At 46.6% G+C, this 13572-nt stretch carries 11 protein-coding genes; 3 read left to right on the top strand and 8 right to left on the bottom strand.

All coding sequences use genetic code 11. From position 1 onward, the window contains the following. Positions 1 to 22: 22 nt before the first annotated feature. The 4 genes from OXH39_07090 to OXH39_07075 all read right to left on the bottom strand — a co-directional run bounded on the left by OXH39_07090 (position 23) and on the right by OXH39_07075 (position 3877). A complete protein-coding gene (locus tag OXH39_07090; GenBank protein ID MCY3550209.1) occupies positions 23 to 427 on the bottom strand; it encodes a hypothetical protein in 405 nt (134 codons plus the stop codon). 256 nt (positions 428 to 683) lie between these two features. Next, on the bottom strand, positions 684 to 1145 hold the full coding sequence (locus OXH39_07085; protein MCY3550208.1) for a hypothetical protein: 462 nt from the start codon (positions 1143 to 1145) through the stop codon (positions 684 to 686). A gap of 276 nt (positions 1146 to 1421) precedes the next feature. Then, on the bottom strand, positions 1422 to 1835 hold the full coding sequence (locus tag OXH39_07080) for a sigma-70 family RNA polymerase sigma factor (protein ID MCY3550207.1): 414 nt from the start codon (positions 1833 to 1835) through the stop codon (positions 1422 to 1424). 1037 nt (positions 1836 to 2872) lie between these two features. Beyond that, on the bottom strand, positions 2873 to 3877 hold the full coding sequence (locus OXH39_07075; protein ID MCY3550206.1) for a zinc-binding alcohol dehydrogenase: 1005 nt from the start codon (positions 3875 to 3877) through the stop codon (positions 2873 to 2875). A gap of 123 nt (positions 3878 to 4000) precedes the next feature. Between OXH39_07075 and OXH39_07070 the strand changes: the two genes are divergently transcribed. Beyond that, positions 4001 to 4882 carry a phytanoyl-CoA dioxygenase family protein gene (locus OXH39_07070; GenBank protein MCY3550205.1) on the top strand — a complete coding sequence of 294 codons (882 nt, stop codon included), beginning with the start codon at positions 4001 to 4003 and terminating at the stop codon, positions 4880 to 4882. 195 nt (positions 4883 to 5077) lie between these two features. Continuing rightward, on the top strand, positions 5078 to 5767 hold the full coding sequence (locus OXH39_07065; GenBank protein ID MCY3550204.1) for a sugar phosphate nucleotidyltransferase: 690 nt from the start codon (positions 5078 to 5080) through the stop codon (positions 5765 to 5767). Between the two features lie 11 nt (positions 5768 to 5778). Here the strand turns inward: OXH39_07065 and rsgA are convergent, their stop codons facing one another. The 3 genes from rsgA to uppS form a co-directional block, all read right to left on the bottom strand. Next, the gene (rsgA, locus tag OXH39_07060; GenBank protein ID MCY3550203.1) at positions 5779 to 6732 is read right to left on the bottom strand and encodes a ribosome small subunit-dependent GTPase A; all 954 of its coding nucleotides are present in this window, start codon (positions 6730 to 6732) and stop codon (positions 5779 to 5781) included. Between the two features lie 16 nt (positions 6733 to 6748). Continuing rightward, positions 6749 to 7516 (bottom strand): sugar phosphate isomerase/epimerase, encoded by a 768-nt coding sequence (locus OXH39_07055; GenBank protein ID MCY3550202.1) that lies wholly within the window; start codon positions 7514 to 7516, stop codon positions 6749 to 6751. Between the two features lie 102 nt (positions 7517 to 7618). Next, positions 7619 to 8422, bottom strand: coding sequence for a polyprenyl diphosphate synthase (uppS, locus tag OXH39_07050; GenBank protein MCY3550201.1), 804 nt, complete (start codon positions 8420 to 8422; stop codon positions 7619 to 7621). A 304-nt stretch (positions 8423 to 8726) separates the two neighbouring features. Here uppS and OXH39_07045 point away from each other — a divergent pair, with 304 nt between their 5' ends. Next, positions 8727 to 10706 carry a hypothetical protein gene (locus OXH39_07045; GenBank protein MCY3550200.1) on the top strand — a complete coding sequence of 660 codons (1980 nt, stop codon included), beginning with the start codon at positions 8727 to 8729 and terminating at the stop codon, positions 10704 to 10706. A 2-nt stretch (positions 10707 to 10708) separates the two neighbouring features. Here OXH39_07045 and OXH39_07040 read toward each other — a convergent pair whose 3' ends face one another. Next, positions 10709 to 13570, bottom strand: coding sequence for a cation transporting ATPase C-terminal domain-containing protein (locus OXH39_07040; GenBank protein MCY3550199.1), 2862 nt, complete (start codon positions 13568 to 13570; stop codon positions 10709 to 10711). Positions 13571 to 13572: the final 2 nt, after the last annotated feature.

Raw genomic sequence — 13572 nt, 5'->3', positions numbered from 1 at the left:
CCTAAGGATACCAGATTTTAGATCAACTATCAAGATAATTGTGACAGACTACTAGTGCCCCATTTTCGTATTGTCGTGCCTGACGTTGAATCTTGGTAATACACACACCAAGTCGAACGTCCCATATTTTGATGGTTCCATCCAAGTTACCGGTGACAAGTCGTTTGCCATTTGGAGAGAAGTCAACCGTGGAAATTGCTCCCCGTTCTGTCTCCCATAATGCGACAGCGGATAAGGTTGACAACTCATACCACCACACACCAATGGGGGTCCCGACGGCCAAATACCTCCTATCTGGAGAAATTGCGAACTGGCAGCATGCCCCCCGTCCTAACCGAGCGATAGCTCCTTCTGGAAGTGCCCATGTGGTCACATCGGTGTTTATATCAATACCTTGTGTTGGAATATGTAGGTGTTGATGCTGCATGTCAAACTTCCGTTTTGGAAAATAAATACTCCTGGCTCGACAATGGCAGGCACTTATTAGTGTTATGTCTACCTTCATCTTGTAGGCGTGATTTGGAACTGCTCCTGCGAAAACACAACATTACCCATAATTTTAGGATGGACAACCCACTATGTGGACTGTCCACCTTAAAATTAGATGTGTTTATTCTTCTGTAGGAGGGATTTCCGAATTCCGACGTACCATAAAAAACGCCAATTTTAGACTGGATAATCCACTAGTTACATCCCTTGCCCTCGCATAAACTACCTTTACATTTTTGGCCATCGTAACAACAAGGGTGACTACAGCTACACCCCGTATCACAACCAGTCGCGGGTCCTCCACACTCATCGTCATAATCACAACTACCACACTCACGATCTTCAGACGAGCCCGGTTCAAACAGACAATCACACGGATCATCATCACCGTTATTGCTGCTTGAAGGGATAACCTTATTTTCTCCGCCGCAGCAACCACCGGCGGCAGCATCCATCAGAATATCACTACCATAGTCGCCGCTGCTGTCCGCTGTGAAGGAGGTTACCGCTGCCTCGCCACCACCACAGCAACTCGTCGCCGCAGACTTTGAGACAAACCCATCATAGGTAAACAAGAATCCGAACGTGCCCAAGAGTATTAGCGCAACCATGAACTGTCCGATTGTGTTTCGGTTTCTATAAAAAACGTGAATCATCAGAATCTTCCTTTCCCCGCAAGGGGCGTTTGTAAAATATCAACAGTTACGAAAAATGTCAAGCATATAAATCTTGACCTGTTTTATCTGTCACCCCGGTTATCGCGCACCGTGCGCGAAACAGGGGACCGAGCAGTGAGGACATCCCACTGCAACAAAAGTAGCCCGCAACAGAACCCTCCGTGCAAGACAGAGGACGCGCGAGAAGGATTTTGCGTCCATCACAAAAATAATAGATGCCTTTCCTTCGGTATTTACGCTGTACGAAAATCGCAATTATGACTCCTTCTTTTCCGTGAGTGTATCCTTCTCCAGATACTCGCGTATCAACTGCCGAAACTTCCGAAACCGAGATTTCACCGTCCCTTCTGGAATTTCTAACAACTCCGAAATCTCACGGGTGGTGTGCCCCTTGATATACAATTTTCCCACATCGCTATAAATGGACTTCATCTTCGCAATCACATTGTGAATCTCTTTCACAACAACTGCCTGATGCTGATCATCGGCGATACTGACACCGCCACCAAAAGCCGCAGAACTGATAAAAGCTGCCAAATCTGAGTCTCTGACTCTATCTCGTCGCTGTTGACGATGAAAGTCAACGCATCTATTTTTGGCAATTTGTACCATCCACGCCCTTGGATTTTCCACGGGTTTTCCTGCCCGAAAGTGTTCAAGAACGGTCACTTTGTGTTGAAAAAAATGTGTTTTTCAACATCTGAAAAATCTTAAGATTTTTGGATCAAATATCTCTGATATTTCATATTCCGTTCAACTCAACTTTTGTGCTTAAGTCAAACACACATTGTTGTACTCCTTAAAGACTCCTTTTTTTGGGCAAAAACGTGCAAAATCGTACAGAATTGTCATAAAAAAAGAAAAAATCTGAATTTTTATCTAAAAGTTTGCAAAATTGCTTGAAATTGTGGAAAGATTTTCAGAGTTTTCGTTAATAAGGGAGAGTATTGAGTATCGCGATCAGGAGATCGCTCCTACAGAAAAGGGAGTCAGGAATCGGAGTGTTGCGCTATCGGAGAACTGGGTGGTTCCATCAATAAGGGTACCCGTGTTGAAACAACGAAACCCAATGGAGAATGAAAAGGGATAAGGAAGTGCTTCTGATAAAATCCCGAAAGGAAAGTGGTGTAGGCTCTGAGAGTCCTTCACCGCTGAAGTTAGTGGTGGGCGAAAATCATGGAATACGAGCGGACAAAGCAAGACAGATATAGTAAAATCTACAATTACTTAGACATTGCGGGAGGGCGAGGATACCAGAAGAAACACCCTCGCCAGCGGCGGTCAGGGTTCTTTCACTGATTAACTGTCCACATATTTTCGGATTTTACTATAACCCAAGTTGCTACTAACAAACTCTGAATGTTCCAACGAGGGGTTTAGGTATTTTCCCCACCCCAGCGGGGTGATATATCTATAGAAACCGGGGTCCACAACTTCTTGCACTCCAGCGGAGTGCTATGTGCACAAACGGGTGGCAATTATAATCCTGAAAATCCCTGAATCCTGTAAATCCTGGTTCAGACAATTAACATCGTACATCACGGAATAAATTCTTAATCTTCATCAAACCTCGCCAGCTGGATCAGACAGAGCTGCAACTCTCTGAAATGTCAACTTATTTTTCGATTTTACTACATGCGGACATTTCCGAGCAGGCGCGTTATGCGGATGTTAGTAGTGTTTCAATAATCCTGCTTACTGAAACACTACGTCCAGTCCATAATTACGCCTAAATATTCATCCTTCCGATCTGTCAATCCATCGTAAGCGGACTGTGCTTCTTCTGGATTGATGACGTGGGTCAACAATTCTTCTACTTTAAACTTACCTTCACACACCAATGAATACACCAAGCGCGAGTTGCGTTCAAGCGAGTGCTTCGATTCGCCAGAGTGCATCGTCGGATAGACCCATTCATGTGCACTTTTGAGTGTAATAGCGCCTAAACCGATACTGTGGCTATAGTTCAAGATCGCCGTTGCATCCGTAACATATTCACCTCGTGGCGAACCGAGTAAGATAACTTCACCTTTTCTGCCAGTCAATTGGTAGGCGGTTTCGACGAGCCGTGGATTTCCAATCGCTTCGACGGTAACTGCTGCTTTTTCGCCGCCTGTTAGTGCCATAACGCGTTCCAGCGCATCTTCTTCGTCAGGATTAATCAGATGCTGGATACCGCACTGCCGAGCGATTTCGAGCCGACGCGGTACACGTTCAATGCTGATAACTTTCATGCCAGCCAAATTGAAAAGCTGCGATGCGGAGTTCCCTACCAACCCTAAGCCGATAATGGCGACAGTGTCCCCGAATTCGGCAGACGATACCCGCAGAGATGTCATCGCGACCGTCGCCATTCGGACGAAAGGAACCAGTTTCTCGTCTATATCTAAAGGCGGTTTGAATGCCAAAAGCACTGCCTCAGTTTTAGCGATCGAGGCGTGCGGACTATAACAGAAAGCGAGATCCCCAACAGCACATTTCGTTACGTTTTCACCGACTTTCAAAACTTCACCGATCGCCGTATAGCCTGAACCGTGCGGAAATCGTGTGCCGCTTTCAAGTCCGGTATACCCTGCGCCTTCGGTGCCGGGACTAATCAGACTATAGTGCGTTTTCAGTAGAATTTGGTTCGGTGTGAGTGTCTCATCAAGTTCAAAATCTTCCAGCGTTGCTGATCGCTTCGCTGGCATCACAATCTGTTTACCTTTCATTCCAAGTGCTCCTTGTTAGATTTTCCTTCTTATGCTATCATATATGCACAACTTTTTATAGAAGATAATGTAAAACAGAGACAAGTTTAGCTTGCAAGCCTTACGAAAACGGAGATGTTCCTTATGAAACTCACGCAAGAGCAGTGTGAAACCTTTGCGACACAGGGTGTCCTAATCGTCAAAAATGCTTTGACTGACGCGGATCTACAGCCCGTAATTGACGAAATTTCGGATTGGATTTCGGAACGCGCCCTTGCCTTAAAACAGGAAGGTAAAATCGAGAACCTGTATGAAGATGAACCTTTCGACAAGCGGTTCGGAATGTTACTTGCACAGTCCGGCGACATGGCAGGCGGATTGGATATTATGCACTACCGCGGCAAAGCCATCTTTGAATTCCTGAAGAACGATAACCTTTTAGATGTTGTTGAAGGAATCGTTGGACCGGAGATTACCTGTAATCCGATACAGCATCTGCGTGCGAAACCGCCCGTTATAGATGGGAACGCGAGTTGGGCAGGCGGTGTCCCGTGGCATCAGGATGCTGGTGTTATGATGCCGGAGGCTGAAGATTCCATTATCATCACGTGTTGGCTTCCGTTGGGTGATAGCACAGTAGAGATGGGGTGCCTCCAGGCATTGCCCGGTATTACTGAAGATATAGGGTATCTGATCCATCAGAAAGAGGGTGGCACAATGATCAAGCCGGAGTTAATGCCGGAAGTCGAACCGCTCATGCTGGAATGTTACCGCGGCGATGTCATCATATTAAGTCGTTTTACACCACATCGTTCGGAACCGAACACGTCTGACCGGTGCCGTTGGTCATTGGATTTGCGCTATCAGACAACAGGACATCACACCGGGCGGACAGCGCATCCTGATTTCATTGTGCGTAGCCGCGAAAATCCTGAAAGTGTCCTATCCGAACACCAAGAGTGGTGTGATTTGTGGATAGATGCTTATGAAAATCCTCGCGGCTTCGCAGGACATAGGTCGGTGTAAATCGGTTGTCAGTTGTCAGAAGAATGGCTGTTAGTCAAGAGGTCTTGGTTTAACAAAGCTTCTCTCAAGGCATTATGAAAAGGCATATAGCCCGTAATGTAATGGAGGGGTTTTTGCTTGGGTATTTCTTCAGATTTGAGAAAAGAACACCAAAGACAGAACCCACGCTGCTCCTCCGCAAGGTAAATTAAAAAAATGGAAGCCATCATTCTGTGTGGCGGTCTTGCGACACGACTCGGTGAGGCAGCAAAAACGGTGCCTAAGGTTTTGTTGGAGATCGCCGGGAAAACGGTGCTGGAGTGGCAGATCCGATTGTTGATGGAGGTAGGCGTTACCAAGGTCGTCCTCGCGTCTGGGCACCTACACGATGTGCTTTATGAGCAGGTGGGTGACAATTACGCCGGAATGTGCATCCGTTATGCCAAAGAGGAGAAAAGACTCGGTACTGGCGGCGCGATTCAAAACGCGATGAAACAGATTGGGACATCGCCCTTTTTTGTTTTAAATGGTGATATTCTGATCGCGGACTTTTCGCTGCGGGGGTTGTTAGATCGCTTTCACGAGGGAATGGCGGGAGTGCTTTTGAGTGTGCATGTTGCAGACATCCGTCCTTATGGTGAAATCGTCTCGGACGGTGATGGAAAGATTCAGGCGTTTCGTGAGAAACAGCCTACCTGGCGTGCTGGGTATGTCAACAGTGGGGTCTATCTTTTCAATCAAAGCATTGCTGACGCATTTCCGAACGGGCAGGAAATTTTCTCTATGGAACGAGACGTTTTTCCGTCCGTTTCTAATCTCTATACGTTGCAAACGGATGCGGACTGGATTGATATAGGTGTCCCTGAGCGGTTGGCGTACGCGCGTGAGCATTTCACGGGTTTGTAGCGCGAACCGTATTAGATTTCCGCAGTATCCCCTGTTCGCAACACAACGTAGCTCCGATACCGTTCCGCATGTATCTCACCGGATTCAACAGCGTCTTGGATAGCACAATCAGGTTCTGCGACATGAGCACAATCGCTGTATTTACACTGACCGAGGTGAGGCTCCATCTCAGGGAAATAGTGTTCTAAGTTCTCAGTATCCACGCCCCACAGTCCAACTTCTCGGATACCGGGAGTATCCGCAACCTCGCCACCAAAATCTAATGAGAAGAGTTCGACGAGTGTTGTTGTATGTCTGCCTTTTTGGGTTCTGATAGCCACTTCACCCGTTCGCAAACCTAAGTCCGGTTGGAGTGCGTTCAGTAGACTGGATTTCCCAACCCCCGACGCACCAATGATAACGCTGAATTTATCTCTTAAGATGTGCTGAAGCGTGTCCAAACTTTCAGGTATGTGGATACTCGTATAGAGAATTTGATAGCCGAGTTTCTCATAATTGGTAAAGGTCTTGATGAGTTCATCGCGTTGGGATGCGTCCACCAAATCCATCTTATTCACGCATATCACAGCCTCCATGTCCCCTGCCTCAGCTAAGATCAGAAACCTGTCCAACGTTCTAAAATTAAGTGGCGGCATTAGTGTCGCGACAACGGCTACGATTTGATGTGCGTTGGCGACGATAACTTGTTCAATGTCGCCCTGTTTCCCTGCGTATTGTCGCGAGAATTTCGTCTCGCGAGGCAGAATGTCCTCTACCACTCCTTCTTCAGCGTCAAGCTGCGTGAAAATAACTTGATCGCCGACGGCAACTGGGTCCGCGTATAATCTACGTCCAGTTGCTGAGCGGTGTCGCCGTTTGAGTGTGCCGCGGAGCGTGCAACGCAGGACAATATCACCGTGCTGCACGTCATAAAATCCTGTTCGTGCTCGGATGACTCTGCCTTGTTCGCGTGTAAGGATAAACAACACCTCCAAGAATCTGTCAGACGTAAGTCTTCATGGTCTTCAAAGCTACCTCAATATCTTCGTCAAAATTGTCAAACTTGCACTCACACGAGACGCGGCCGTCGTAGCCTGCTTTTTGTAATGCCGAAAAGAAATCAGTGAAATCAAAATCGTCGTTTCCCGGATAGGAGCGTTTGACGGGTTCCGCTATGTGGACATGTTCGAGCCACTCAGCAGCGTCAATAATGTTCTGCATCGGTTCTTCTTCCTGCCAGATATGGTAAAGATCCGCCAACGCCTTGATACCGCGGCGATTCACGCGTTTTGCCATAGCGACACCATCCGCAACGGTTCGGAGGATATTTCCCTCTCGCCAGCAGATCGGTTCAATGACAATCGTCATGTTGTGTGCTTCGGCGTGATCTGCCGCCATATCAAGGAATTCAGCGATTTGTGCTAATGCGCGTTCGCGCGAATAGCCTTCCTCTATACTCCGGGAACCGCTGCTGCCGTAGACAATAACCTGACCACCAATTTCGCTGCCTCTACGGCACGCGTTTTCTACATAACGAGACAAGCGCGGAAGATCCACAGTGTCGCCTACAACACGCAAGTCGCCCGGAATGAATCCGGAATACGACTCCGCCTTTAACGGTGCTTGTGTTGCTTGCTGGCGAATTTTCTGAAATTCGGCTTCGTCTGCTTCGGGCATCAACGCCGGACGAACCCCTAATTCGATATAATCATATCCAACTTCTGCAAGCCGATTAACGTTTTCTAAACTCGTACAGATCCCAAATCGCATGCATCTGCTCCTTTTACCTATGTAGCTACGGAATTAGAACAAAAAATATAAGCAATTTTCAAGGATAGTGATTGGTGCCAAGAAGTGTTTACGCTGTATATTTTATTTTCCAAATCGGCGTTTGCGTTGGCTATAAGCACGCAAGGCACGCAGAAAGTCGATCTTCCGAAACGAGGGCCAGTATGTATCACAGAAATAGAATTCTGAATAAACGCTCTGCCAGAGGAGAAATCCTGATAATCGAACCTCCCCACTGGTGCGAATGATTAGTTCGGGGTCTGGGAGATCTGAAGTGTATAGATACGGTGTAATCTTGTCCACTGTGAGTTCATCTGCAATTTGATGAATAGGTTTCCCACTCTCACTTTCAGCTTTTAGGTGTCCTCGGAATGCTTCAATAATTTCCTCTCGTCCTCCATAAGCAACAGCCACGTTTAAGATAAACTTATCGTAATTTCGCGTCGCTTCTTCTGCTTCCCGAATCGCTTCTTGAAGACTCGGCGGTAGTAGTTCTATCTGCCCCATTGCGCGTACCTTAATCTGGTTGGCGTGCAGTCCCTCAATTGTGACGAGTTCCCGCATCTTTCCTTCAATAAGTCCAAGGATTCCTTCGACTTCATGCGCTGCGCGCTTGAAATTGTCAAGCGAGAAAATCCAGATTGAGAAAATTTCAACGCCAAGTTCATCGCACCAATGAAGCACCTCTTCGAGTTTATCTGCCCCTTCGTGGTGCCCCTTAATAACGTTGTCAAGTCCACTGGCTTTAGCGTAACGGCGGTTTCCGTCTAAAATTACGCCAATATGGCGGGGGATCTGCCACGTGTTGGCTTCGGATTCTAAACGCCGCTGGTAAATTTTGTAAAAAAATCTTTCAATTCGATTTTTAATATAACGGAATGGCTTCATGTTCGCATCCTGAGTTGTTGTAAGCCTGCTCAGGCTATACTGCAATATCTATTATAACATGGGAACGTTATAAAGAAAAGTCTATTTTTCTGCCTTAACTTTAAGTCTTCATTGATTTCAAGACGATCTCTGGATCGGGCGGTTTTGTTAATAAAGTTGACATGTTATGGCGATTGTGATAAATTGATGTGGAAATATGCGTCTATATGTTTTAGGACGTAAACTCAAGAATCAGAGTACTTCTCCTGATTCATTCTCAAAATAGATCGAAAATCTTCTCGCGTTCATCGGAGTTATATTTTGTATGGAAGTTGAAACTTCCCCTTCGTTTGCATCATCACAAATTCCTGCCCACGGTGTCACACTCAAATCTATTCTTATTGCTGTTATTCTAATACCGATTAACTGTTATTGGGTTATTGAGATGGAGGTTATTCGGTATTCGGGTCATCCTGTAACGATCTCCCTCTTTTTCAATGTGATTTTCAGTCTGTTTGTGGTTATTGGTGTGAACTATCTGTTGCGTCGTTTTATACCGAGACTCGCGTTGGTACAGAGTGAGTTGATCATTGTTTACCTCATGCTTTCTATCGCTTCGGGTGTTACTGGCCACGATATGCTTGAGATTTTGGTGCCGATGCTGGGACATGCGTTCCGCTTTGCTACCCCCGAAAATGAGTGGCAGCAGTTGTTTGTGCAGTTTCTACCGACATGGCTCACTGTGAGCGATCCATCGCTTTTACAAGGCTATTATGAAGGCGAGCTTCCCCTTTATACTGCTGAGGCATTGCTTGGGTGGGCGACACCTGTGCTTTGGTGGACCGCCTTTATTACTGTGTTGATTTTTGGCATGCTTTGCATCAACATAATTGTTCGTAAACAGTGGATCGAACATGAGAAGTTAAGTTATCCGATCATCCAACTTCCACTCCAGTTGACAGAGACCCCGCGGAATCGCCTTTTCCAGAGCAAGTTGATGTGGCTCGGTTTTGGGATTGCTGGCGGGCTTGCACTCTGGAATGGTCTTAACTTTCTGTATCCGGTTTTACCCGAATTTCGGACACGTATACGGAGTTTCCAAGTCTTTACAGAGAGCCCGTGGAACGCGATGGGCAGAATCCCGTTTTCACTTTATCCGTTTGCAATCGGACTCGGTTTCTTTATTCCGTTAGATCTTTCATTTTCGTGTTGGTTTTTCTTTTGGTATTGGCGGTTTATGCGTGTTCTCGGTGCTGCGCTTGGGTTGCGTAGCCTACCCCGCTTTCCATACATGAATGAGCAAGCCGCGGGTGGTTACCTCGCACTATGCGTTTTGGCGATTTGGGCGAGTCGCAGACATCTATTGCATGTAGCGAGAACCGTTGTGGGCCTAAATACACAACAGGACAATACTGTCATCAGTGCTTCAGGGCGCGAAACGCAAGAAGCGATGTCCTATCGCGGGGCAATGCTTGGGCTAATCGCAGTGATGGCATTCCTTGTGCTTTTTTGCTACTATGGCGGTGCTGAATTGTGGGTGATGTTCGTCTTTTTTGTTATCTATTATATGATTTCAATTGCAATTACCCGGATGCGCGCCGAACTCGGTACACCTGTGCATGATCTGCACTATTCTGGTCCTGATGAAATTCTAACTCGGACGGTTGGCACACGCCGATTGGGAAGAGACAACCTCATTATGTTCTCTATGTTTTGGTTTATTAATCGTGCCCATCGGAGCCATCCAATGCCGCATCAGTTAGAAGGCTTTAAAATCATGGAACGAACGAACATGACGATGCATCGCATCATTTTTGCTTTAACGCTTGCAACTGTTTTGGGATCGTTAGCAGGGTTTTGGGCGTTGATTGATCGCGGGTATCGTCTGGGGATGGAGGTCCGTGCCTATTGGCCCTCTTTAAGTGCTTTCGGGATAGAACCGTATCGGCGGCTTGCGCGGTGGTTACAAGCACCAGAAGCGACACTCATACCGGAAAGTGGATTTATGGGCATCGGCTTTTTGATAACAGCAGTGCTGATGTTTTTTCGGATGCGGTTTGTGTGGTGGCCTTTTCATCCCGCCGGGTTTGCAATCTCTACGAGTTGGGGCATGCATGTGACGTGGAGTTGTCTTTTCATGAGTTGGTTAATCAAGTGGTTAATTTTGCAATACGGTGGTGTTGTGCGGCATCGCAAAATAGCCCCCTTCTTTCTCGGATTAATCTTGGGAGAGTTTACAGTAGGGAGTCTCTGGACGATCTTAGGGATTATCGCTGGTATTCCTACTTACGGATTTTGGGTGTAGTGTTAGTCGTTGTCTGGTCGCGAATTTATTGCCAGGTTCAGAGGTAACAGGAGTACTGCAAGACTAAACAGAAGCGTCCACTGCCATTCCCATTTGAGGTACCCCATTCCTAAGAATTGCGCGACAGGTTCAACATAAATTGCCGTCAGGTGAAACACTATGACGAGGACAGAGATAACGATGAGTCCAGGGTTCGCTAAAATTCTTTGGGCGAGCGATTCCCATGGATACCGCAAGGCTTGCCAGCAGGTCATTAACTGCGTGAAGATGAGCGTCGTACACGCCGCCGTTCGTGCAATCGCTATCACTGACGTATTTGGATTCTCAGCGTTTCCAGTGGAAAGAACATCTTGCATGAGCGTTGAAACACCAAGTGTATCGGACAGAGCAGGCGAACGCCACAGTATAAATAAGAACGGAATAATTGTCATTAAACTAATAGTCACTGCCCGGCAAATGATGTCTATACTGGTTGTCTTTGAAAGGAAGCGTGACCCTGAAAATAGCGTCGGACGGTGGTGTTTTTCGTCAGCGAATATCTTTTCCGTACCTATAGCGAACGATGGTAGTAAAGTCGAGAGAAGTTGGATCCAAATTATCTGCATTAACGTCAACGGCATAGGCATTTTATAGAGGTAGTGTAGCACGGTGCCGAAGGTGAGCGTGAGGAGCAAAGAGAGCGTGCATGAGAAGTTCCATCGTAAAAAGCCAGCGGCGTTATGATATGCCTCGCGAGCATAAAGCAGTGCGTCTCTCACCGCTTCAAACTTATTAATCAACCCATCAGCAGCGGCTTGAACGACGTGCAATGCATCGGTTCTATTTGCAAGGGTTATGTCAGCAACAGTCATTGCCCGAAGGTCTTTGCTGTTTTGGCCCAAAAACCCGACAGCGTGCCCTTGGCGTTTTAAACTGAGAACGATATTTCGACGTTGTTCCCAAGTTGGTTCCGAATAAGCGAGCCATTTTGCCGTTTCGTTGTCGAATTGTTCACGTGGTACTGCCTCAAGCTCTTCCCTGGATACCACTGCTTTTCGGTTGTGGATTAACCCAAGGTCTTTCGCAAGGTCGACTGTTTCTTGCTCTTTGTTCTCAGTAACGAGAATAATTTTAAGTCCAGTATCAAGGCTGGATTTCAGGACTGCCTTTGTGTGTTCGTCATTGCTGACGGAAAAACTGATGAACCCTAAAAAAATTGGATTGTCTTCCATCTCTTGTGGTTTCAGAATGACATCAGAGGAGTGAAAGGCTACACCATAGACTTGGGATTTGGTGCTCAGTAGATAGTCTATGATGTCATGATACATTTCGTATCTATCGTCTAATAGCGGTGCGGTTTCGCCATTAATAAGCACATAGCCACAAGTATCAAGCACAGTTCGGGCATCTCCAAAAATAATGTTAAGATAGTTTTCTGGTGCTGACTCGAACACCTGCATTTGATACCTATAGTTATGTGTGGAAGGGTATGTGTTCACCAAAGGTAGCTTGGTACTCACACTGTCGAGTTGGTACCCGAGTTTTCTCATGTTCTCTTGGATGGTAGCCTGAGGGGGCAGCACCACATCGTCAGGTGAGGTTGTTGAGGCAATCTGCCCATTAACGGATAGCCCATCATTCGTATCTTGCCCATCAGAGACACCAAGTCCAGCAGTGAACACTAAGTGTGGGGCACCTTGTGGAATTTTTCCGCTCGGCGACATTGCGGCAACCGCTTCTTGCCGTTTTGCGGGAGTGAGGTCTGTCAGAGAGTCCAACCACGTCTGCCATGTTTTACCGTCAACCAATTGTTCATCAACGAAAAGGCTTGAAATTGTCAGATCGCGTGTGGTAGAGAGTCCATCTTCATTCGCGAGAAGTGTGGTGATGCGACTCAATTTTTCGAGGCTGCGTGAATTTCGTATTACAATCCCTTTTTTCAGCAATTTTTGAGAGTGCTTAGAAAAGAAAAATTGAAGGAGTCCACTCGGATTTTGTGGAGTGGATGCGATAATAAATAACATGCCGAGATAGAATAGGGATTGCCAATCGGTAGCTTGATTCTGATATTCAAACCACCATGTGATCGCAAGGGTTACGCATGCCACAGTTATACCTACGATCTTTATAAGAGTGTGCAAGTCTCTCGTCTCGTTTTCGGCGCGGGTGTTCGTGGTAGGCGTTGGAGGTGTATCTCGACGCTGCTTCCATATTTCCAGTTGTTTTCCCGTCTGCACAACAATTGCAAAACCGTGGCCCGCTGTAACATAAGTGCCACCGAACGCCATATTTTTTTGTTTTTGCGGGGGCACCTTACTATCTGGAATATCTGTGCCTATTTTTTGCACAGGTCCTTCGGTACCAAAGAGCACGGATTCGTCAATCATCAGCCCTTCCGATTCAATGATTCTGGCATCGGCGGGTATGTAGTCACCTGCACTGAAGGAGAGTAAATCACCAGGGACTATGTCCTCTGGCGTACATGTGTCAAATTTCCCTTGTCGAATAACCTTGATGTTATGGGCTGTAAGTTTGTTAGCATTAATGTCTCGACTGCGGATTCGATATTCTTTTATACATGCCCATGCGATGTGGATGATCAAAACTGCGCCGACAATGCCTACTGTATAAAGGGAAACCTGACTCGCATCTGTGATGAATGAGAAGATGAGGATGGCTGTCGTAAGTGCCAAAACGAGAATACGCCACGTGAGCAGCGGTTTCAGCAACGCCTTAAGGGAAAAAGCATTTTCCTCCGTACCGAATTCATTCTTGCCATACTGTGCTCTCGCTTTCTCAATGGCTTCGGCACTCAACCCCTGATCCATGTTGCAATCGAATTTATTCAGTATTGATGCGAGGTTTTCTGCATGAAAATTTGACATCT

Source organism: Candidatus Poribacteria bacterium (genome assembly GCA_026702755.1).
Lineage (GTDB): Bacteria > Poribacteria > WGA-4E > WGA-4E > WGA-3G > WGA-3G.
Note: the sequence above shows the minus strand (reverse complement) of the source record. Positions and strands in the feature narration are given on the sequence as shown.

Coding starts and splice junctions, on each gene's coding strand:
- OXH39_07090 (MCY3550209.1), bottom strand. CDS start 427: ATGCAGCATCAACACCTACATATTCCAACACAAGGTATTGATATAAAC.
- OXH39_07085 (MCY3550208.1), bottom strand. CDS start 1,145: ATGATTCACGTTTTTTATAGAAACCGAAACACAATCGGACAGTTCATG.
- OXH39_07075 (MCY3550206.1), bottom strand. CDS start 3,877: ATGAAAGGTAAACAGATTGTGATGCCAGCGAAGCGATCAGCAACGCTG.
- OXH39_07070 (MCY3550205.1), top strand. CDS start 4,001: ATGAAACTCACGCAAGAGCAGTGTGAAACCTTTGCGACACAGGGTGTC.
- OXH39_07065 (MCY3550204.1), top strand. CDS start 5,078: ATGGAAGCCATCATTCTGTGTGGCGGTCTTGCGACACGACTCGGTGAG.
- OXH39_07055 (MCY3550202.1), bottom strand. CDS start 7,516: ATGCGATTTGGGATCTGTACGAGTTTAGAAAACGTTAATCGGCTTGCA.
- uppS (MCY3550201.1), bottom strand. CDS start 8,422: ATGAAGCCATTCCGTTATATTAAAAATCGAATTGAAAGATTTTTTTAC.
- OXH39_07045 (MCY3550200.1), top strand. CDS start 8,727: ATGGAAGTTGAAACTTCCCCTTCGTTTGCATCATCACAAATTCCTGCC.
- OXH39_07040 (MCY3550199.1), bottom strand. CDS start 13,570: ATGTCAAATTTTCATGCAGAAAACCTCGCATCAATACTGAATAAATTC.